This is a genomic window from Vibrio qingdaonensis (genome assembly GCF_026191675.1).
Classification (GTDB): Bacteria; Pseudomonadota; Gammaproteobacteria; order Enterobacterales; family Vibrionaceae; genus Vibrio; species Vibrio qingdaonensis.
On record NZ_JAKRRY010000011.1, the window covers coordinates 62,699 to 83,830 of the forward strand.

The following is a 21,132-nucleotide window of genomic DNA, read 5'->3' on the forward strand; positions in this document are numbered from 1 at the left end:
GAATAAACAATGAGAACGCTGCCGTTCTCATTGTTATCAGGTAACGTTACGCTTTACTGACAATACGCAGCAAGCTTACCCGCTTCAACTAACGCTTTGTCCCACACGAACTCATTGTTATCACTCACATAGTAATAAATAACATCGTTGGGTAGCATCACAAACTGAATGCCTCCATACCCAGACATGTAGGGAACGTAGTCTTCACAGCCACCCGATAGCACTTTTCGTTTGGACCACATACTATTACTGTAATATTTACTATCCGCTCTAACGTCGAGTGGTGGCGAGGTTGGATCAGCAAACATTGCTATCTCTAGTTCCGCAGGATCCAACATTGGCTGACCATTAATATATCCCCTATCGATACTGGTAAATTTTGTAATCTTAACGATATCATCACGCAAGTAAGTTAAACCATAGCCGCCGAAAGGCATCGATTCAGAATCGTAGGTTCTACCGGTATCCTGAGTGCCAAGATCGACATTAAGTGGTTTCCAAATATCGGTAACGATAATGTCAGCAAAAACATCAGCGGTTGCACCACGCTCGTTTCTTACGAAGTTTTGTGCGGCGACCGTAGCGATATAGGTATCTGTCGTATGGTAGTTAAAAAAGGTACCCGGTTGCGCTTTTCGTGGATAACGACTTAGGGAATAATCCAGTTTTCCTGCATGATCTAATACTAAGAAAAAGCCCGTATCATTCGCTGTTGAATATTCGTCACTTAAATACCCTGATGACAGACGGTAGTTTCCTGTTGCCATATCGATCGCATTATTGGGCGTCACATCATTCCAATCGCCTTCTGGGTCTGAAGCTGCTTGTGGGATTAACTCCGTGAGCTGGCTGTCCATATAGCCCGGATAAAGTAATTCAAGACGCATTGATGCCGTTCCAGCAAGGGTCGTCTTCGCTGTCGAATACGAAGGCACTCTTAAACGCTCGCAATAAGGATGACTTCCTTGCCTTGTATCACAGCCACTGGTGTAGTGAACCCCTTCGGCAAAAACACCAAAGAATGTCATATGTTCAGGTGTCACTTCTGAAGCATGACCAAAATTCGCAACCTCAATATTGGCCGATGGGAAATCAACGGCCAACTCTTGTATGGGCTTACTTGGAATTTTGCTTGATTCATAAGATTGATGCGCTTGCTTAATTTCCAAGCTATTTGAGATGACACTTGGTATATACGTGGCATCGACACTTCCCCACATGTCGAACTGATAGTACAGACACGTTTCCGAAGCGATCTGATAGGCCACATCACTCATGGTATTATCATCATACGTGAATGTCATAAGACCGTTATGCACACAGTTCGAGTTTTTCTGCATCAAAGCAAAAGGAATTGAGGCGCGAGACTTACCATTGTCCCCCTCTTCTTTCCACACTCGACCAGGTTCAAGAATATATTCCCAATACGCGTGTGAGTTAAGCAAAATACCACGCTGCACGGGTACAAGGTGTGTACCGGTTTGAACAAATTCATAATCAAAATCTGGGATGTGCTTTCTTGGATCATCAGCATTAGACGTATAGCGATAAGTGTCTTTGTGTTCGCTAAATTGCCCTACGCCCGCACTACCTGGGTTATTCAACGTAATTCGTCCCTCAAAATGATGTGCAGGCTGCGCAGCCTGTGCCGGAATCGCAAATGCTTCTGTGGACACTCGCTGTGTGATTGTTCCCGCGTTAAGGTCTTCATACGTTAATTCGGTTCTAGAATACTGACCGCTGCCATTCAATGGATCGTAATTTTCGATGTAACCTTGTCCATGCTCCTCTATCCCATTGCCCAACAGCGCAATCGTTGCTTGAGGGGTATCTGGGTCATTAGATTGAATGGACAACGTGGCATTGTGTCCCCCTATTGACTGAGGGCTATAGGAAACCGTGATGTCGCACGAACCACTTTGTGGAAGTTCACTATTGCTGCAAGTGTCAGTCACAATAGCAAAGTCACCAGTCAACGTTGACATTGTTGTTATCGAGAGAGGTTGCTGACCCGTATTCTCAACCGACAATACGCGCTCCGCGCCGTTACCCATAATTACCGAACCAAATGACACAGAATCTGGCACAACAATATTGGGTTCTAGTATCACGGGAACACTGTCACCTTGAATCAGTACATTTTCAACATAACAGTGGTCAGCACCGCCAGTTTGCGCTCGAAAGCGTACAATTACGTGGTCATTACCGTCATCAATAGACTGATTATGAGCGTAAAAGTTACCATTATCTTGACCATTTCCAAGAACAGACATGGTGACAAAGTTTACGCCTCCGTTAATAGAGTATTCTGCGTAACAGTAATCACTATTTTCCAATAACCTTGATGCCAACGAATACTCGACAGTCACCCCCAACGACCCAGATAAATCAATAGTCTTTGATAGCTGACCGGTTTCTTTAAAATACGCTGATGACCCAGACAAACTGTAATTTGAGTCGGTTGTAACATTCCCCGAAATATCCCATTGCGCTAATCCCGAATCAAAGTCATCTGAGAAAATAATCTCTGAATAAACGGGTTGAGATAATACCCCTCCAATAATTAGAGGGATAAGTGACGAAAGTTTCATTATATTCTCCATATACAAATTAATTTTGATATCCTGAGAACTCAGACAACCGACAACATTTAAGGCTAACACTTCAGGTGATTTAGAAGTTGTGGCACCACTTAGCAGCCACACTGCTCCCCTTAGACACTAAGGAATAAAGGCATTACTTTAATTAAAGCAGTTAAATTACGAGCGATGAGTTTCCTGTCTTCCAATCCTGAGGGACACGACATCAGAAGAAGTACTGCATCGCCCGTACCCATAATGGCGAACCCTCAAGTTAACTATCAAACACTAATTCATTACCTTATTTGGCAACCATAGTACTAACTCGGGAAACATCATACATATTATCAGTACAACTAATTGCACTAAAATAAACGGCGTGACAGAACGATAAATATCCATCATGGTTACCCCATTCGGCGCAATCCCTTTAAGATAAAAAAGCGCAAAGCCATAAGGTGGTGTTTGTACAGCCACTACAATATTTAAAATCATGAGAACACCGAACCAAATAGGGTCATAGCCAAGTGTTACTGCGACAGGAGTGAATATTGGCGCGCACATTAATACAATAATGAACTCATCGATAATAAACCCAAGAAATAGCATTATCAGCTGAAACATAATAATGATCATAATTGGCGGTAAATCAATGCTAGTTGCAAAGTTAGACACCATATTTTGTACTCCCATCAGTAGATGGAAGTTACTAAATATCGACGCACCTAAAATTATCCACATCGCGACACTCACTAACAGCGCGGTTTGCACACCTGCTTTATGCATCATTTGTGGTTTAAAACGTTTAAACAGTATCGCTAGAATGATCGCCCCAACGACACCAATTGCCCCCGATTCGGTTGGGGTAGCAATTCCCATAATGATACTACCCAACACAGCAACAATGAGAACTAATGAAGACAACCCGTCTCGTATGGTTCTAAACAACTCAAACCCTTTTGGCACTTCAATATCATTTTCAGTATCGAGTGGCGCTCGGCTCGGGTTTAATTTACAACTAATCACTACGTAAGCGATCAGTAATGTGATCGTGATAAGTGCGGGCACCATTGCGGCTAAAAACATCCTACCCACTGAATTTTGCGTAGCGGCAGCAAACATGATCATTGGAATACTCGGCGGGATCAGAATACCCAGCGAACCACCAGCCATGATAACCCCTAGCGCCAGTTTTTTATCGTATCCCCTATCAAGCATCGGCTTTAACGCGATACTGCTTGACGTCATAATTCCTGCACCGATAATTCCCACCATGGCACCAATCATCGAACATACACCAATAACACTGATTGCAAGCGACCCTCTGACTCTCCCGATGAGAAGTTGGCTAGCATTAAACATGGCATCACCAATACCTGAGCGAGTCAATAATTGCCCCATGTAAATATACAAAGGGATCGCAAGCAAAATAAAACTAAAAAATGTCGACTCAACCGTGGTAGGAATAATATTGAACAACGCATCTCCCCACGTCATATACCCTATACCCATCGCAATACCAGCAAGCGCTAGTCCTACCTGTGCTCCCAACGCAAACATGACTAGAATGCAACTAAGCAACACCAGTGTTAATACTTCAATTCCCACGAGATTCCCCTACGATAATACTGTCTGATATTGGGTGAGTTTTGCTTTGTGAGTCAGCATATTCAGCATCCCCCGTCACGTCGGGTTCAGTAATATTAGCTTTCTTTGTATCAGCGTTGTCGGGCTGATGCTGAGCCGCATGCAAATGATCCACATAGGCACTAGGAATAAGTTCACGTTTTGTTATCAATGCAAAAAGATGACAAATAAACTGTACGGAATATTCAGCAATAAAAATCACTGCAGCCACTGCCATCATGAGCCAAAAATGGTCCACCCGCGGCGCCCATTCAGTTTGACGTTTGAAACCGTATTGATACGTCTCGAGGAATTTTTCAAAACATAGTTTTGCCATTACGATGAGAAAACCGACCGCAAGAATGATGGTAATGAGGCTAAAACAATGTCGAACAAATACAGGCACTTTTAAATAAAGAATATCAACATTAATATGTGACTGCTTTTGTTGTGCATAAGCCCCTCCCAATGCAGAGATATAGCCAAACAAGAACAGAGAAGTATCATAAGCCCATATTGTTGGCGAATTTAATACATATCGGGCAAACACTTCAAATGCCACAACGCCCGCCAAAACAGGCATAAAGAAAGACACCGTACGGCCAATGGCCCACACGATGTAACGCACACTTCGGCAATAAACCACCAATAACTTTTCTAACATCTCAACCTCCTAGAAAAGAAAAAAGGCGGAGCATTGTGCACCACCTTTTTCAGTCACGCTTCTACAGACTTTCTAACTGTTCGACTAACTGTTTCGAGTATTTATCTTGGTTGGCATACTCTTTTGCTAGTGATTGACCCGCATTTTTCCACGCCGCCGTATCCGCTTCTGAAGGTTGCGGGCTCCATTTCAGTCCCTTGCCTTCCATTTCTGTTACGGCTTGAGATTCCCACAAAATTGACTTAGTCATTTGTTCTTGTGCGTGAATCGTTGTTGCCGCTTTTACGATTGCTTGAAGATCTTCAGGCAATTTATTGTATTCCTTTGTATTGACGACAATAGGAAGTACCTGCGCGCCAGCCAATGGCAATGGATACATGAATTTAGCCACTTCTACATGATTACCATCACGGTGATCAATCATATTCGACCCAATAGAGGCATCAATAACGCCTGTCGCTAATGAGGTGTATATCTCACTCCATGACAAGGTGACAGGTGAAGCACCTAAATTACGTAAGAATTTGCCATAAGCACCGGGCGCACGAATTTTCATGCCTTTAAAGTCTTCAATCGACTTAATCTCTGTTTTTGAAATAATATAAACCGCCGGTTGAATATACGGGTCAAGCCATGTCATTCCTTGCGAACCATAAGCCGCCTTTAACGTGTCTGACCAGCCTTTTTCATGGAACAATGTACTTAATTTACCAACATCTGCAGTGCCACCAGGCAAACCAATTTCAACCACACCAGCGGGGAGTTCACCCGCATGCATTGACTGGAATGGCGCCCCCATCGTTACTAAACCAGACTTAACGGAAGACAAAATACCACTTGTTCCCACACCTTCGCCTGAATACAAAACTTGAACTTCAATTCGCCCGTTCGACATCGTTTCAATATTCTTTGCTAGATTTTCATATACCTCTCCATACGCCGTGCCGCGTCCGTAAAGGTTAGCAAATCGCCAGTTATGTTCAGCGGCATAACTGGCGGCTGAGGCGGCTAGTGACGTAACACCGATCGCAGTTGCAAGTAGGCTACTCAGTAGTTTTTTTCCATTACTGTTCGACATTTTTCTTCCCCGTTCCATGTGCTGATTGCAATTAACATTCATCCGATATGTTGCGTAAATGTTTCAATAATCAATATAGAAGTCTGAAATAATTGGTGTTAGAACCAGTTGCCGACTTCATGTGGTACCAGCTACAAACCGTTGGTACCATAAGAAACGCGCATCTGGCACTAAAAATCCCCGCCAACTATTCCTACTCTTATTGCATTCGGGTCAATACATGGAATCAGTGAATGGAACATATAATTAACAAATCATTACTTGCAGCATGCTGTGAACCCAGCGACCACGCTATATCGGTTTACAACCCCGCCACTCAAGAGCGCCTGACACATATCCCGTCAATCTCCGCCGAAATGCTACTTGATGACATAGAGCGCTCAAAGATTGCTCAGAAGCAATGGGCAGCGACGACGGCATCCGAACGCGCAAGGGTGCTCAAACGCTGGTATGACCTAATTATTGAAAACAGTGACGACCTCGCCAGAATAATGACATTGGAACAAGGTAAACCGTTAACGGAAGCGAAAGGAGAAGTCATGTATGGCGCTTCATTTGTCCAATGGTTTGCCGAAGAAGCAAAACGCACGTACGGAGAAACAATCCCAAGCCCAGCGGGCAACAAACGTACCATGACTATCAAGCAACCCGTCGGTGTCGCGGCAGCAATCACGCCATGGAATTTCCCTATTGCGATGATTACACGTAAAGCCGCACCCGCACTCGCCGCAGGTTGCAGCTTTATCGTAAAACCAGCAAACCAAACGCCACTGTCCGCATACGCTATTGCCGAACTAGCCTATCAAGCGGGACTCCCCCGAGAACTGCTGATCGTGGTCAACAATCATTCTTCGGTAATGATTGGCGACATTTTGTGCAGTCATGCCGACATCAAAAAACTGTCATTTACCGGGTCAACAGAAGTTGGAAGACACCTCATTAAGCAAACCTCACAAACGGTAAAAAGAACATCCATGGAGCTTGGAGGTAACGCCCCCTTTATTGTTTTTGAAGATGCGGATATTGATGCAGCTGTCCAAGGTGCACTGGCATCTAAATTTCGCAATGCCGGCCAAACCTGCGTCTGCGCCAACCGGCTATATGTTCACAGCAAGATACATGATGAGTTTGTAACTAAGTTAACCGACGCTGTAAGCCATTTGAAAGTGGGGAATGGGCTCGATGACGGCGTGTCCATAGGTCCCCTCATCGACCAAAACGCCAAAAATAATGTACTCAAAATCATTCAAAGGGCCATAGAGCAAGGTGCACATTTGAGCCAAGGTGGTACGTCGTTGCAGGGACAATTTATGGATCCAGCCATTCTAACTGGCGTCACTTCGCAGATGGATATCGTTCAAGAAGAAATATTTGGTCCTGTGGCACCCGTTATTGCATTCGAAGATGAAGACGACCTTATTATCCAAGCCAATGACACCATCTACGGTTTAGCAAGTTATTTCTACACCAGTAACCTCAACCGAGCTTTTCGTGTCGCAGAAGCACTTGAATATGGCATGGTTGGGATTAATGAAGGCATCATTTCAACCGAAGTAGCCCCATTTGGTGGCGTCAAGCAATCTGGCTTTGGTCGAGAAGGTGCCAAGCAAGGTATTGATGAGTACATGAGTGTTAAATATATTTGCCTTGGAGGGCTATAGCACATGCAAGAATCGAACATGACCGCCCAGCAAGGCGCCACTCGGTCGCAATCTTCGACCAATGAACAGTGGCAGCAACGAAAAGAAGCCGTGATCGCAAAAGGCATGGGGAATTTGACCTCGATTTTCGTCCAGTCGGCATCCAATGCCACCATTACGGATATAGAAGGGAAAAATTATATTGATTTTGCATCCGGAATTGCCGTCACAAACACTGGGCACAGCCATCCAAAAATTCAACAAGCCGTAGCGCAACAACTTGAGCGGTTTAGCCACACTTGCGCCATGGTGACGCCCTATACAAGCTTTGTCGAGTTAGCCGAAAAAATCATCGATAGAACCCCCATTTCAAACGATAAAAAAGCTGTTTTTCTCACAACAGGAGCTGAAGCGGTTGAGAATGCGGTTAAGGTCGCAAGAGCCTATACGAAGCGTTCCGGCGTCATCGCCTTTCGTGGTGGCTTTCACGGAAGAACCAATTTATGCATGGGGCTCACCGGAAAGGTCACTCCATACAAGCGTCACTTTGGGCCGTTTCCTGGTGACATCTATCACGCGCCATTTCCTAACCAATATCACGGTGTCAGTGAAGAACAAAGCCTCCAAGCTCTAGATGATCTGTTTGCTTGTGACATTGAACCTGAACGCGTCGCCGCTATTATTTTGGAACCTGTTCAGGGTGAAGGTGGTTTCTATCAGGCTCCAGTGACTTGGGCCAAATCGCTTCGACGTCTCTGTGATGAACATGGCATCATGTTGATTTGTGATGAAATTCAAACTGGTTTTGCTCGAACTGGCAAACTGTTTGCCACAGAGCACCTAGCGATCGAACCGGACCTCATTACTATGGCAAAAGGTATTGCAGGTGGGTTCCCAATTTCTGCTGTGGTAGGTAAAGCACACATCATGGACGCTGCACCACCGGGAGGTTTAGGTGGTACTTACGCTGGCTCACCACTTGCTTGTGCTGCTGGACTCGCCGTATTAGACATCATCGACCAAGAGCACTTATGTGCCAGAGCTGAAGAAGTCGGAACTCTTTTTAAACAACAACTCATTGAGATTCAAAATCAATGCCCGCAAATAGGGGACATACGCCAGTTAGGCGCTATGATCGCCATTGAACTGAACGATCCAGGCGATGGCTCCCCTCTCACCGAGCTCACTAAATCAATCGTCCAAACATGTGCTGAAAATGGAGTTATCGTTCTGTCCTGTGGCGTAAAGGGGAATGTTATTCGATTCTTACCACCACTTACTATTGAGTTCTCACTCATTGAGAAGGGCCTAAGGCAGGTAAAAGCCTGTTTACTTACCAACGGTCAACCCTAAATCAGGCTATCATTCGTTACACATCAAACAGTACGGCGTTTGGTGTGTAACCACTAGACCTTAGTCGTATGTCTATGTTTTTTATAACCATTGAGATCCAAGTCTCATCTATAAAGAAATATATCATCAATACTAATTAACTATATTAACTGATAAATCAATACTGAGCGTGCATGTTAGAGCAATACATTCAGCTAGATGCTAACCATCACCTGACGCTACAAGACCAAATTAAATCAGGGATCACTCAAGCGATTGCTAATGGTTTCATCAACGCGTCTGTACCCCTAACCTCATCTCGTAAACTGGCTCAAGATCTTAAAGTCTCCCGTAATACCGTTCTGCGTGTTTATGACCAACTCAGCGAAGATGGTTTTCTTATATCCAAAGAACGAAAAGGCTATTTTGTTAATCCAGATATCAGTGTATCGACGATTCCTAGAACACAGCCAGTCAAGCAAACCATCGATTGGAACCACTACATACAAGTTAAACCATCATGGCATCAAGAAGCCCCTAGAGACCTGAAAAATTACCCCTACCTCTTTGTTCACGGAATGATGGACCACTCATTATTTCCTGTGAACGAATGGCGAAAATGCAGTATTCAATCGCTCAACAAAACCAACAGTAGACAATGGACATCCAGCGACAACGATTACGACGATCTGGTAGAGCAAATTCGAACTCGTGTGTTACCTCGCCGGGGCATTTATGTGCAATCTGACGAAATTATGGTCACTATCGGCAGCCAACAAAGCTTAAACCTTATTGCCAAGCTCCTGACGAGTGACACTTCAACTATCGGCATTGAAAATCCGGGGTACCCTGAAGCATGGGCACAATTTGAATCAAGGAAAGCGCGACTACAGCCGCTCGATGTGGATGGTCAAGGCTTAGTTATCGGCGAGCCATTGAACCAGTGCGATATTGTATACACAACGCCTAGCAATCAATTCCCTACCACCGTACGGTTATCTTCGGAACGACGTAAAAAGCTTGTTGAGGCGTCTGAGCAGCACAATTTCCTAATTGTAGAAGATGACTTCGAACACGAGGTTTGCTTTATTGAAGAAAATACCTTTGCATTAAAAGGCGAGTATTCAAGCGAAAGAATTATCTATTTGTCTAGCTTTTCATCAACCATTGCTCCAGGACTTCGCATTGGGTTCATTGTCGCTGCACCAGAATTTATTAAAAGAGCAAAACATCTGCAACGCTTAAGTCATACCTACCCTCCGAAAAACAACTGCCACACGTTGGCGCTGTTCATCAGCCTCGGATATTATGATGCCTTAATGCAAAGACGGTTAAAAAAACTTCGCAGTAAATGGTTAACCATGGAAAAAGCATTAAACTACTATTTCCCCCAATCCGGCGTCGTCCCATCCTTAGCTGGCACCTCTTTTTGGCTAAACTATGATGCGAGATTCGATGCCAATACACTTTATGAAAAGGCTGAACAAATAGGGATTCTTATCAATCCTGGTGACCAGTACTACATTGAAGATGACAAAAAAAGCAGCTTTCGGTTGAGTTTCAGTTCTATTGAAGAAAGTGACATAAGAGAAGGCATTAGGCGTTTATCGGAAGTGGCGAGGAAAATACTACCGTTAGAACACATCGCTGATACTCAAGGTCAGCCGCTCTCTGGCTCTGAAATAAGGAAACTATTCGACCATCACACGGTGCTGACTAGTGACTGCTTTAATATTCCATACCGCATTGAATTTCAACCGGATGGACGAATGCATGGCGTATCGGATAGGCCTAACGATGAAGATGAAGGTTACTGGTGGGTAGAAGGTAATACTATGTTTTATCAATGGAAAACATGGCAGTTTGCCGACATCCGTGAAGTCAGACTCGTCCTAGATGGACATCAACTAAAACGGTTCGATCGCAATGGATTTTGTGTCAATACTGGCAAAATATCGCCCTCTGAGGCTTGGTAATATCAACGAGCAAACTCGGACCCAACTCGACCTAATCAGAGCTTCCCCGCACTGTCTAATAAACACTGCGGTTACAAAAAGAAAACATATTTTTTGTAACGCACATTAATAACTCTTTGCACCAATGAACATTTATTCTTACTATGAAGATGTTGTACGCTGTATAAGGATATCCCATGGCCAAAGACCTATTTTCTAATCTCGACCTCAATTTATTGCGTACCTTCATCATTTTGAATCAAGAGCGCAATATGAGAAAAGCCGCTGAACGACTATTTGTCTCCCAGCCAGCGGTGAGTAAAGCACTACAGCGGCTCAGAGATCATTTTGGCGATGAGCTGTTTGTCAAAACCCATCATGGTTTACGAGCAACAGAAAAAGCCAATATCCTTGCCGAGTCTGTCAGTCCAATATTGGATGAACTCTCTCACGCAGTAAATCACTCCTCAGAGTTTGATCCGAGTGAACTAGATGGTTCGCTTAAAATCGCCATATCTCCCTTTTTTTTATCAGGGATTGCCAGTAAGTTATTTCAATCAATAAGAAAAGAAGCGCCAAACGTTCAGATCCAATTACTCAATTGGAACAAAACCACGCTACAAGATATCGTGAATGATGACGTACAGCTTGGTCTCAATTACTCTATTGCTCATGCGCCAAAAGAGCTGGTACAAACTCAGCTAACCACCGATACTTTTCGCGCCTATATACGTAAAGATCACCCTTTTGATAAAGATGAGATTGAAATGCAAGATGGCGGAAAATTTGAAATCGCCACCCTGATTGCCGCGGATTGGAACTCCAATTTATCCAATACCGAGAAAATGCTCCTCATGAGAGGTATAGAGCCTAATGTCGTGTTTCGGTCTGAACTGCCTTCCGCTGTTATTGATGTGGTAAAAAACTCCGACATTCTCTTCCCTGCCTCGATGTTCCTTAACCTTGAAGAAAATTCCGGCTTACGCTCACTGCCAATCTTGTTTGGAAACGCAGGGGTGAATACCGACATCAATACCTTCTTCCACTATAAGAATAGAAATAATGCAACCACGCAGTGGTTACGTAAGAAATTACATCTAACACTGACTGCTTAACCCCACAATCTCATTAATAACCCTCGGTTATTAATGAGATAATGTTTATTTATTAATAACTTAATGTTATTTCCCTAATGAAACCCTTTCATTAGTCTTCAATTAACCTCATCCATATACTTCTCTCCATCGGCTAGGAACGCCACTTCACAAGCATGAAGCGCACTTTTAGTTCCAACACATTTTGAGAGAAACCAATGAAACTTAAACTTATCAGCACACTTATCGCCGCCTCTTTTTTAGCGGGTTGTTCATCGAATGGTTCTAGCAACGATGGTGACACTGGACCAGCTCCACAAGATGGTATTGCTGAAGTCACAACCTATGAAGGTGACATTTTTAACGCAGCACTTATTCAAGGTGATGAAGGTGAGCATAATGCATTTGTCGCCGTTGATAACGAAGGAAGTGGTTACATCCACTTAAATGGTGAGACCTACTTCGTTGATAACGGTGATGTCACCGACAAGAATGGCGATGCGGTGGGCAGTGTTCAAGGCCAAGATGGCAACTACATCTTCCATGGTAACAACGGTGGTGAGATTACCCTGACGAATGTTGACGGCCGACTAGTGGTTTCTGGCTACCAACCGCCTCGCCCTGATAATGAACTGCCAATTACCGACCCTGAATTTGATGGTGGAGTCCTTCCAACATACGGTGATATCTTAGAAGTTGGTGGTGCTATCATCATCCAAGGAGATGGCGACAACAGCGCGATTATTCGTGCAGATGGTGAAGGTAACGCTATCATCGCAATCAACGACTACGACAATATGTACGTTGTGAAGGATGGTGAACTGATTAACGATAAAGGTGAGACTGTTGGACATATCCAACAAGACAATGGCCAATATACAGTCCGTCTCGACGATGGCACTGAGGTGGTATTTAGAAATGAGAATGGTCGTTTATTTGCAGCAGTCATCGCTCGACCAAGCCCAGACAACGACCTGCCTAACGTAGACCCTGACTTTGATGGCGGAACACTCCCGACATACGGTGATATTTTAGAAATTGGTGGAGCGGTTATCATTCAAGGTGACGGAGACAATAATGCCATTATTCGTACCGATGGTGAAGGCAACGCTATCATCGCAGTCAACGATTACGACAATATGTATATCGTAAAAGATGGCGCACTCATTGATGAACAAGGTAATACTATTGGGCACATACAGAGCGACAACGGTCAATATACTGTTCGCCTTGATAACGGTACAGAGGTTGTATTTAGAAACGAAAATGGTCGACTGTTCGCAGCTGTAATCAATCAGCCAACCCCGGAAAGCTTTGACTTCAAAGGGGAACGCATTAATTCAGTATCTCAAGAAACTATTGATGACGTGAAAAATAAGCTACGCAATCTATCTCAAGAGCAACGCCAACAAATCAAACAGGCGGTAAAAGACCGAGTAAACCGCTCGTAAATACAAATAGAATAATGACTGTAAAAATCAAAGGAGCCGATTTCATCGGCTCCTTTTTGTTTGAGTAACGATGATGAAAAAACTAATTACCCTGTTATTTTTCCCTTTCTTTGTTCATGCGAACCATCATGAACTAGCTTATTACGAACCTTCTATGAGCCTACAAACATCAAAAGTTGGCAACTCATGGGTGGGTACGGTTTCCGGAACCGTACAAGCGACAGAAGAGATCAATTTAGGCTTTGAACTGGACTCTACAGGCTATCTTGAGCTTGGCGCAGGTTATGGCATGCTGCTTGGTGAAACCTATACCGAGGCTTTCGTTAGCTATGGTCGCGCCGATATTGTCGATATCTACAACGTTGGCGTATTTGCTGGAAGAATGTTGACCGATGATGTGTTGATTTTTGGTTCTACATCCTATGAATGGCGAAGAAATGTGATTGGGAAAATCCTAGACACAGGCGCATCCCCTCATCAAGAGTGGAAAACCAGCCTAGGGACCAGCTATACCCCGATAGACTGGCTGAACTTTAGCTATTCACTTAATCATGAAAGAATTATGTCATACACAGACTTAGAACCTAATATCTTGCATGCTGACTTCACGTTAACCTTTAAGCCGAAATACATCGAACCATACGTCAAATATCGATATGGTCAGCACCGTGTTCGCCCTGGCGAACCAAGAACGACAGAAGGCAGCTATGAATTTGGTTTTAACTTCAACTTTAAATAACTCCGATGCACTTGATTATCAACCTAGCGATGTTAACCATTTTAGTCATCATTCTTTCTGAGCTGGTTATCTTACTTAGTTACTTAGCTGCTTAGTTACCTAATTACTTAGTTGTTTAGTTGTTTAGTTGTTTAGTTGTTTAGTTTCACACGTTTCATCGGTGACTCTCTCCCCTTAACGCACTATTTGTTAAGGGGATTTTTCAAAACGACGACAACGAAACCAAGGTTTTGGTATAGTCATGCTGAGGCGCGGAAAACATCATTTGTGTGTCACCTTGTTCCACAATCTCACCATTTCTCATCACAATTGTGTAGTGACACAGCGATTTCACTACATTTAAATCATGGCTAATAAACAAATACGTCAAGCCATGCTTAGTCTGCAATGACTTCAATAAGTCGAGCACTTGAGCTTGCACTGTGCGGTCTAATGAAGAGGTTGGCTCGTCCAGAAGAATAAACTCTGGTTTTAGAATGAGAGCCCTTGCGATAGCAATACGCTGTCGCTGCCCCCCCGAAAACTCGTTGGGGTAACGGTGGCGTGTGTCTGGGTCTAGATCGACCTCCTTCATCACATCACAAATCAGGCGGTCTAACTGCGCTTCGTCATGTTCAAAATGAACACGCAACCCTTCTCCTATCACCTGAGCAACGGACATTCTAGGATTAAGCGCTGAGAACGGGTCTTGAAAGACCACCTGCATACGGCTTCGATAAGGTAACATTCCTTTTCTATCTAAGCGTTGAATGTCCTGCCCATCGAATTCAATTATCCCTTCACTTTGCACGAGTTTAAGTATCGCCATACCTGTTGTCGATTTACCAGAACCACTTTCGCCGACCAAGCCAATGGAATGCCCTCTCTTGAGTTGAAATTGCATTTGCGTCACCGCCTTGACATGGTCCACGACTTTTTTGAATAGCCCCCCTTTTATCGGGAACCACACTTTCAAATCATTGACCGACAGGAGTGTTTTCGCGTCAGGTTCAATTTCAACTGGCAGGCCTCTTGGATCTGAATCAATCAGTTTTTGGGTATAGGGATGTGACGGCGTAGTAAAGACTTGCCGACAAGGCCCAACTTCTACCAGTTCACCGTCTTTCATTACGGCGACTCGGTCCGCTATACGTCGTACAATACTCAGGTCATGAGTGATGAATAACATCGCCATACCAAGCTCTTGTTGCAGCTCCTTTAGTAAATCTAATATCTGGGCTTGTACTGATACATCCAAAGCCGTCGTCGGTTCATCGGCGATAAGTAATTCAGGTTCATTAATTAACGCCATCGCGATCATAACGCGTTGACGTTCCCCACCTGACAACTCATGAGGATAGGCCGAAATCTTACGCTCAGGAGACCGTATTCCCACCTTTTTTAACCACGACACGGCCAAAGCTTCCGCTTTGGTTGCTCTCATGCCGCGATGAATAGCCAATGTCTCCACCAGCTGTTTACCTATTTTGTGCAAAGGGTTCAAGGACACCATTGGTTCTTGAAAAATCATGCCAATTCGACCACCACGAATGCCGCGAAGTTGACGAGCACTGCACGACAATATATCGATACCATCAAATGTAATCGTACCGTTTAGGTAATGGCTTGAACCTTTCGGCAGCAACTTGAGGACTGAATTGGCCGTGACGGACTTGCCGGAACCGCTTTCTCCTACGAGAGCTAAGGTTTCCCCTTTTTGAATGCTTAAGGAAACCTTATTCGTCACCTGCTCAACACTTTTACCACGCCCAAAGCCAACGGAAAGATTGTCTATAACCAGTACGTGGCTTGGCTTCTCTTGTCTAACTTCTGTTGGGGCTGTATTGTCTTGGTTCATAATGAAATCTCAGTATTAGCCCTGTCGATGTGGGTCAAAGGCATCGCGAACGGCTTCGCCAGCAAACACCAATAGCGTCAGCATGATAGAAAGAACGGCAAACGCTGACAGCCCAAGCCAAGGCGCTTGAAGGTTCGCTTTTCCTTGCGCCAACAGTTCACCTAATGACGGGGAACCCGCAGGTAGACCAAAGCCAAGAAAGTCCAACGACGTTAAAGTCGTCACCGATCCAGATAAGATAAATGGCATCATAGTTAACGAAGCGACCATTGCATTGGGTAGCATGTGCCGCAACATAATGCGCTTATCACTGACTCCCATGGCATGCGCTGCTTTTACATAGTCAAAATTGCGGCATCGCAAAAACTCAGCCCGCACGACCCCCACTAAACTCATCCAGCTAAACAGCACCATAATTCCCAGTAACCACCAAAAATTAGGCTCAACAAAGCTCGACAAGATAATCAATAAGAACAATGTTGGCATGCCCGACCAAACTTCAATAAAGCGCTGGCCGATTAAATCAATCCAACCGCCGTAATAGCCTTGCGTAGCACCTACTGCCACACCAATAACGCTCGACACTATGGTTAAAATAACACCAAACAATACTGAGATACGAAAACCATAAATTATCCTCGCTAAGACATCCCGACCTTTATCATCGGTTCCCAACCAGTTGGCAGAATCGGGTGCCGACGGAACCGATGCGACAATGTTGTAATTGATCGTATCGTAGCTAAAACGAATGAGTGGCCAAATTATGTAGCCATTTTCTTCAATAAGATCGCTGACATAAGGGTCGGTATAGTCGGCTTCTGTTTCAAACTCACCACCAAACTCCGTTTCTGCGTATTGGCTAAATATTGGGTAGTACCATTGATTATCATACTCAACCAATAGCGGTTTATCGTTAGCAATAAACTCCGCAAATAGACTTAAAAAGAACAGTAGACAAAAGATCCATGTTGACCAGAAACCTCGTTTGTTGGCTTTGAAACGCTGCCATCTTGCGTGAGTGAGCGGATTCGCTGCCATCTATCGCGCCTCAAAATCAATACGTGGATCGACCCACATATAGGTTAAGTCAGAAATAATACTCAAAATCAAACCTAAGAGCGTCATGATATATAAAGAGCTAAATACCACCGGGTAGTCTCGCTGAATGGTTGATTCAAAACCTAGCAATCCTATTCCTTCTAACGAGAACATAACCTCAATAAGCATTGAGCCCGTAAAGAAAATACTGATGAACGCACTTGGGAAGCCAGCAATGATAATCAGCATGGCGTTACGAAAAACATGCTTATAAAGAATGCTGTTTTCATCTAACCCTTTGGCTCGAGCAGTCACGACATATTGCTTGTTAATTTCATCTAAAAATGAATTCTTAGTCAGCATACTGAGTGTGGCAAATCCACCAATTACCATGGCAAGAATCGGCAAAGTTAAGTGCCAAAAGTAATCAATAATCTGTTGGTACCACGTCAACTGATCAAAATTGCTCGACACCAGCCCCCTCAATGGGAACCAACTGAAATAATTCCCGCTGGCGAATAGGATGATTAAGATGATAGCGAACAAGAAACCGGGAATCGCGTAACCGATAATGATCATGGCACTGGACCAAATATCAAACCGAGAACCATGATGAATGGCTTTAAAGATGCCTAACGGTATCGAGATTAAGTAAATAATCAACGTACTCCACAATCCCAATGAAATGGAGACAGGAAGGCGGTCTTTAATTAAATCAATAACATTGCCACCACGAAACAGGCTTTCACCAAAATTAAACATGGCGTAATTTTTCAGCATATCGAAATATCGCTCGTGGATAGGCTTATCAAAACCAAATTGCTTACGGATCGCTTCCACGACTTCTGGGTCTAAGCCACGCGACCCTTTATACCCAGTCGATACATCATCAGAACTAGTATCCAGTTCTACTTCCTTACCGCCACCACTAAAACGCTCCATTACACCTGAATTTAATCCCTGCATTTGAGCGATAGCTTGCTCTACCGGTCCACCAGGCGCGACCTGAATAATGAAGAAATTAATGGTGATGATTGCCCAAAGCGTTGGGATAACCAGCAATAGTCGCCGGAAAATATAGGCCGCCATAATGTCCTCTTATCGACGCTTTTCAGGAAGCTTGTCAGCTTTCTCTTTAGATACCCACCAGGTATCAATACCTAGGTCATAAGTAGGTAGGACATCAGGGCGTTCAAATTTATCCCATGTCGCCACACGATATTTTTTGATGTACCACTGAGGAATGATGTAGTAATTCCATTGCAATACTCGATCGAGTGCACGACCTAATGCGAGAAGCTGTTTTGGGTTGTCTTGATGATCGGCAATTTCATCCGTTAGCGCATCAACAACAGGGTCCATGACGCCAGCAGTATTGTAAGTCGAATCAATGAAGTTCGAATTCCACACTATTTTAAGGTCAGAGTTGGGGTAAGGGTTAGCAAAATAAGAAGAAGAAACCATGTCAAAGTCACGATCTCTCAGCCGCTTAGTGTATTGCGTCGTGTCGATGGTACGAATTCTCATATCTATACCCATCGCGCGCATATTTTTCTGAATAGGAATCGCATAGCGCTCTGTCGTTGGGCTATAGATAAGCAATTCAAAACTCATTTTCTCGCCGGTTTTGACATTCGTCATCACTTTATTTTTTAGCTCCCACCCTGCTTCTTTTAGCAGTGCGAATGCTTTACGCATTTGAGGACGAATTCGACCAGAACTATCAGTCACCGGAGGATTATACTCTTCACTAAATACTCGCTCAGGGATCTTACCCTTGTACTCATTAAGAATAGTCAGTTCAGCCTCGCTTGGTAGCCCTTTCGCTTCATAGTCAGTATTTTGGAAGTAGCTGCGTGTTCGAGTATACTGGTTATAGAACATGTTCTTGTTCATCCATTCAAAATCCATCGCATAGTTTAATGCTTCACGGACCTGCGGATCGTTAAATACGGGACGCTGAATATTGAACACAAAGGCTTGAGTGGCCATTGGTTTGTGATGTTCTATCTCTTCCTTTTTAATATAACCTTTATCGAAGTTCGCTCCAGTATAAGAACTGGCCCAAAATTTAGCGCTGGATTCCTGTCTAAAGTCAAATTCACCCGCTTTAAATGCTTCTAGCATCACGGTGTCATCTCGATAGTAATCATATTGGACTGTCGCAAAGTTGTTACGACCAACGTTCACGGGTAAATCTTTAGCCCAATAGCTTTCATCCAGTTCATAAGTCACGCTTTGACCCGGTTTATAATCTGTAATCTTGTACGCACCACTGCCTACCGGAGGTTCCGTCAGAGGCTCTGCAAAGTTCTTATCTTTCCAAAAATGCTCAGGCAGTACGCGCGTACTCTGGGCGAGACCAAATAACTTTTCTTTATTTGGTCTCGACATATCGATTCGCACTGTCAGTTCAGATATCGCTTTGACCGACTCGACATCTTTATAGTAAGCACGATACTGTGGCACCCCCTCTTTCATAAATTTGTTAAAGGTGAACTCCACATCTTTCGCCGTAATGGGATGACCGTCATTAAAACGGGCCTTCGGATTGATATCGATTTCCATCCATGAAAAGTCATCAGAGTAACGAACTCGCTCAGCGATCAGTGGGTAGTAAGCGTTAATTTCATCGCTTGGTGAAAACATTAGGGTGTCATAGAGGTTGCCAGATGCTGCCGCCGCAACACCGCGTGAAGCAAAACGATTAAAATTATCGTAAGTGCCAATTTGGCCATATGTGACTTTACCAAACTTGGGCGCGTCTGGATTGACGTAATCAAAATGAGTGAAGTTTTCAGGATACTTGGCGGTACCAAAACCAACCAACGTGGTACTTTCTATTGTATTTGCGGCGATTGCACTGGTAGCGAACAACCCTAGCGTAACCAATGCAACGTTTCTCAATACTGCCATCCCTTTCTCCCTAAAATAGAAAAAGGGCGTCTTAAGGCGTCCTTTCCCTCACAAGCTAACAACAAGTAAATTTGATTATACTGTTATAAATAGCTGTATTTCACGGGGTTTTCAAGGGGCAGGGTCGATTAAGAAATGATTTAACATTAAAGTTTGCAGTACCTTCGCAAAGGTGCTGAATTCTTAGCCACATAAGTCGCAAGCTAGGATATCTTGCGTCTCAGGACAATACATGTGGACACGCCCACTACAGCCTTTCTTCGAGACATAAAGCGCCTTATCAGCACGCTCGATAATGTTACCTTCCAGCGCTGAATGCGTCGCTACACCAATAGAACATGACACGCCGAATGCTTTACCACTGCTACTAACGAAACTTAATGCGTCTATTTTTTTTGAAAGGCGGCTAGCCAATAAATAGGCTTGCTCGAGATTACTATCTGGGAGAATAAGTACAAATTCATCACCACCATAGCGACACAATAAATCTTCTTCTCTGGTACCTTTATTGATGGCGTTAACCACCGCTACAAGTACCCTATCCCCGACGGAGTGGCCGTATTTGTCATTAATGGGTTTAAAACGGTCGACATCAATAATCAGAACAGAACATTGCGTACCGTCATCGTGATATTTTTGATGCTGTTCTTCCAACGCTAGATGCAAATAGCGACGATTATAACAGCCTGTCAATCCGTCCGTATTGGCCTCTTCTAGTAGTGTTTGGCGCTCTTCCATGTCTTTCGATATATCGACAGCAAAACCGATAACCCCCAAGACCTTGCCATTTTTTACAATGGGTGAAGAGACCGTTAAATGGTACAGCTCTTCATCACCAATAAAAAATGGGATCTTTTGTTGGGTAGGTTTAGTGGTGGCAATCACTCGCTTATCACTGGCACGCATCAACTTTGCGGTACCATAACTAAATAGATGCCAATCTGTTTTGCCTCGAATCCCATCCAGACCCACACCAAACGTATCGATCGCTTTTTTATTAACGTATTGGTAATTGCCTTGGCTATCTTTTATAAAAATATACGCATCAACAGCGTCAAAGACTTCTGACAAGCCTAGTAACTCTTCTTGAGATCCTTGATGTGCTGATAGTATAAGATCGAGCATAATTTCGCTTTATAAAATGCATTGGATTGAATATCGAATGCTAGAGTTTAAACCCTAG

Annotated in this window: 15 protein-coding genes; 6 read left to right on the top strand and 9 right to left on the bottom strand. The window is 43.8% G+C overall.

Annotated elements, in window-relative coordinates; translation table 11 throughout:
* Positions 1–53 precede the first annotated feature (53 nt).
* From MD535_RS10330 to MD535_RS10345, 4 genes are all read right to left on the bottom strand, one after another.
* Positions 54–2,591, bottom strand: coding sequence for a choice-of-anchor D domain-containing protein (locus MD535_RS10330; RefSeq protein WP_265674955.1), 2,538 nt, complete (start codon positions 2,589–2,591; stop codon positions 54–56).
* Between the two features lie 276 nt (positions 2,592–2,867).
* Positions 2,868–4,187 (bottom strand): TRAP transporter large permease, encoded by a 1,320-nt coding sequence (locus MD535_RS10335; protein ID WP_265674956.1) that lies wholly within the window; start codon positions 4,185–4,187, stop codon positions 2,868–2,870.
* Positions 4,177–4,869, bottom strand: a complete 693-nt coding sequence (locus tag MD535_RS10340; RefSeq protein ID WP_265674957.1) for a TRAP transporter small permease subunit — start codon at positions 4,867–4,869, stop codon at positions 4,177–4,179. Before MD535_RS10340 ends, MD535_RS10335 begins: the two co-directional genes overlap by 11 nt.
* 61 nt (positions 4,870–4,930) lie before the next feature.
* Positions 4,931–5,947 carry a TRAP transporter substrate-binding protein gene (locus MD535_RS10345; RefSeq protein WP_265674958.1) on the bottom strand — a complete coding sequence of 339 codons (1,017 nt, stop codon included), beginning with the start codon at positions 5,945–5,947 and terminating at the stop codon, positions 4,931–4,933.
* Between the two features lie 233 nt (positions 5,948–6,180).
* On the opposite strand from MD535_RS10345, the gene MD535_RS10350 reads away from it, so the two are divergent.
* The 6 genes from MD535_RS10350 (at position 6,181) to MD535_RS10375 (ending at position 14,158) form a co-directional block, all read left to right on the top strand.
* The gene (locus MD535_RS10350; protein ID WP_265674959.1) at positions 6,181–7,608 is read left to right on the top strand and encodes an NAD-dependent succinate-semialdehyde dehydrogenase; all 1,428 of its coding nucleotides are present in this window, start codon (positions 6,181–6,183) and stop codon (positions 7,606–7,608) included.
* Positions 7,609–7,611: 3 nt separating this feature from the next.
* Positions 7,612–8,940: a 4-aminobutyrate--2-oxoglutarate transaminase gene (gene gabT / locus MD535_RS10355; RefSeq protein ID WP_265674960.1), complete on the top strand. Its 1,329-nt coding sequence runs from the start codon at positions 7,612–7,614 to the stop codon at positions 8,938–8,940.
* A gap of 173 nt (positions 8,941–9,113) precedes the next feature.
* A complete protein-coding gene (pdxR, locus tag MD535_RS10360; RefSeq protein WP_265674961.1) occupies positions 9,114–10,895 on the top strand; it encodes a MocR-like pyridoxine biosynthesis transcription factor PdxR in 1,782 nt (593 codons plus the stop codon).
* 176 nt (positions 10,896–11,071) lie between these two features.
* Positions 11,072–11,989 (top strand): LysR family transcriptional regulator, encoded by a 918-nt coding sequence (locus MD535_RS10365; protein ID WP_265674962.1) that lies wholly within the window; start codon positions 11,072–11,074, stop codon positions 11,987–11,989.
* Positions 11,990–12,186: 197 nt separating this feature from the next.
* Positions 12,187–13,419 carry a hypothetical protein gene (locus MD535_RS10370; RefSeq protein WP_265674963.1) on the top strand — a complete coding sequence of 411 codons (1,233 nt, stop codon included), beginning with the start codon at positions 12,187–12,189 and terminating at the stop codon, positions 13,417–13,419.
* 70 nt (positions 13,420–13,489) lie between these two features.
* A complete protein-coding gene (locus tag MD535_RS10375; RefSeq protein WP_265674964.1) occupies positions 13,490–14,158 on the top strand; it encodes a hypothetical protein in 669 nt (222 codons plus the stop codon).
* 202 nt (positions 14,159–14,360) lie between these two features.
* Here MD535_RS10375 and MD535_RS10380 read toward each other — a convergent pair whose 3' ends face one another.
* The 5 genes from MD535_RS10380 to MD535_RS26125 all read right to left on the bottom strand — a co-directional run bounded on the left by MD535_RS10380 (position 14,361) and on the right by MD535_RS26125 (position 21,074).
* The gene (locus tag MD535_RS10380; protein ID WP_265674965.1) at positions 14,361–15,995 is read right to left on the bottom strand and encodes an ABC transporter ATP-binding protein; all 1,635 of its coding nucleotides are present in this window, start codon (positions 15,993–15,995) and stop codon (positions 14,361–14,363) included.
* A gap of 15 nt (positions 15,996–16,010) precedes the next feature.
* A complete protein-coding gene (locus MD535_RS10385; RefSeq protein WP_265674966.1) occupies positions 16,011–17,033 on the bottom strand; it encodes an ABC transporter permease in 1,023 nt (340 codons plus the stop codon).
* Positions 17,034–18,122: a microcin C ABC transporter permease YejB gene (locus tag MD535_RS10390; protein WP_265674967.1), complete on the bottom strand. Its 1,089-nt coding sequence runs from the start codon at positions 18,120–18,122 to the stop codon at positions 17,034–17,036. It lies immediately after the preceding gene.
* Between the two features lie 9 nt (positions 18,123–18,131).
* Entirely contained in the window at positions 18,132–19,949 is a 1,818-nt protein-coding gene (locus tag MD535_RS10395; RefSeq protein ID WP_265674968.1) for an extracellular solute-binding protein, read from the bottom strand.
* Positions 19,950–20,132: 183 nt separating this feature from the next.
* Positions 20,133–21,074: a sensor domain-containing diguanylate cyclase gene (locus MD535_RS26125; protein ID WP_279348255.1), complete on the bottom strand. Its 942-nt coding sequence runs from the start codon at positions 21,072–21,074 to the stop codon at positions 20,133–20,135.
* Between the last annotated feature and the right edge of the window lie 58 nt (positions 21,075–21,132).

What these genes read in the sequence shown, in the direction of transcription:
- MD535_RS10380 (WP_265674965.1), bottom strand. Translation starts at nt 15,995, where the DNA reads ATGAACCAAGACAATACAGCCCCAACAGAAGTTAGACAAGAGAAGCCA.
- MD535_RS10365 (WP_265674962.1), top strand. Translation starts at nt 11,072, where the DNA reads ATGGCCAAAGACCTATTTTCTAATCTCGACCTCAATTTATTGCGTACC.
- MD535_RS10370 (WP_265674963.1), top strand. Translation starts at nt 12,187, where the DNA reads ATGAAACTTAAACTTATCAGCACACTTATCGCCGCCTCTTTTTTAGCG.
- MD535_RS26125 (WP_279348255.1), bottom strand. Translation starts at nt 21,074, where the DNA reads ATGCTCGATCTTATACTATCAGCACATCAAGGATCTCAAGAAGAGTTA.
- MD535_RS10375 (WP_265674964.1), top strand. Translation starts at nt 13,490, where the DNA reads ATGATGAAAAAACTAATTACCCTGTTATTTTTCCCTTTCTTTGTTCAT.
- MD535_RS10330 (WP_265674955.1), bottom strand. Translation starts at nt 2,591, where the DNA reads ATGAAACTTTCGTCACTTATCCCTCTAATTATTGGAGGGGTATTATCT.
- MD535_RS10395 (WP_265674968.1), bottom strand. Translation starts at nt 19,949, where the DNA reads ATGGCAGTATTGAGAAACGTTGCATTGGTTACGCTAGGGTTGTTCGCT.
- MD535_RS10385 (WP_265674966.1), bottom strand. Translation starts at nt 17,033, where the DNA reads ATGGCAGCGAATCCGCTCACTCACGCAAGATGGCAGCGTTTCAAAGCC.
- MD535_RS10350 (WP_265674959.1), top strand. Translation starts at nt 6,181, where the DNA reads ATGGAACATATAATTAACAAATCATTACTTGCAGCATGCTGTGAACCC.
- MD535_RS10390 (WP_265674967.1), bottom strand. Translation starts at nt 18,122, where the DNA reads ATGGCGGCCTATATTTTCCGGCGACTATTGCTGGTTATCCCAACGCTT.
- MD535_RS10345 (WP_265674958.1), bottom strand. Translation starts at nt 5,947, where the DNA reads ATGTCGAACAGTAATGGAAAAAAACTACTGAGTAGCCTACTTGCAACT.
- pdxR (WP_265674961.1), top strand. Translation starts at nt 9,114, where the DNA reads ATGTTAGAGCAATACATTCAGCTAGATGCTAACCATCACCTGACGCTA.
- MD535_RS10340 (WP_265674957.1), bottom strand. Translation starts at nt 4,869, where the DNA reads ATGTTAGAAAAGTTATTGGTGGTTTATTGCCGAAGTGTGCGTTACATC.
- gabT (WP_265674960.1), top strand. Translation starts at nt 7,612, where the DNA reads ATGCAAGAATCGAACATGACCGCCCAGCAAGGCGCCACTCGGTCGCAA.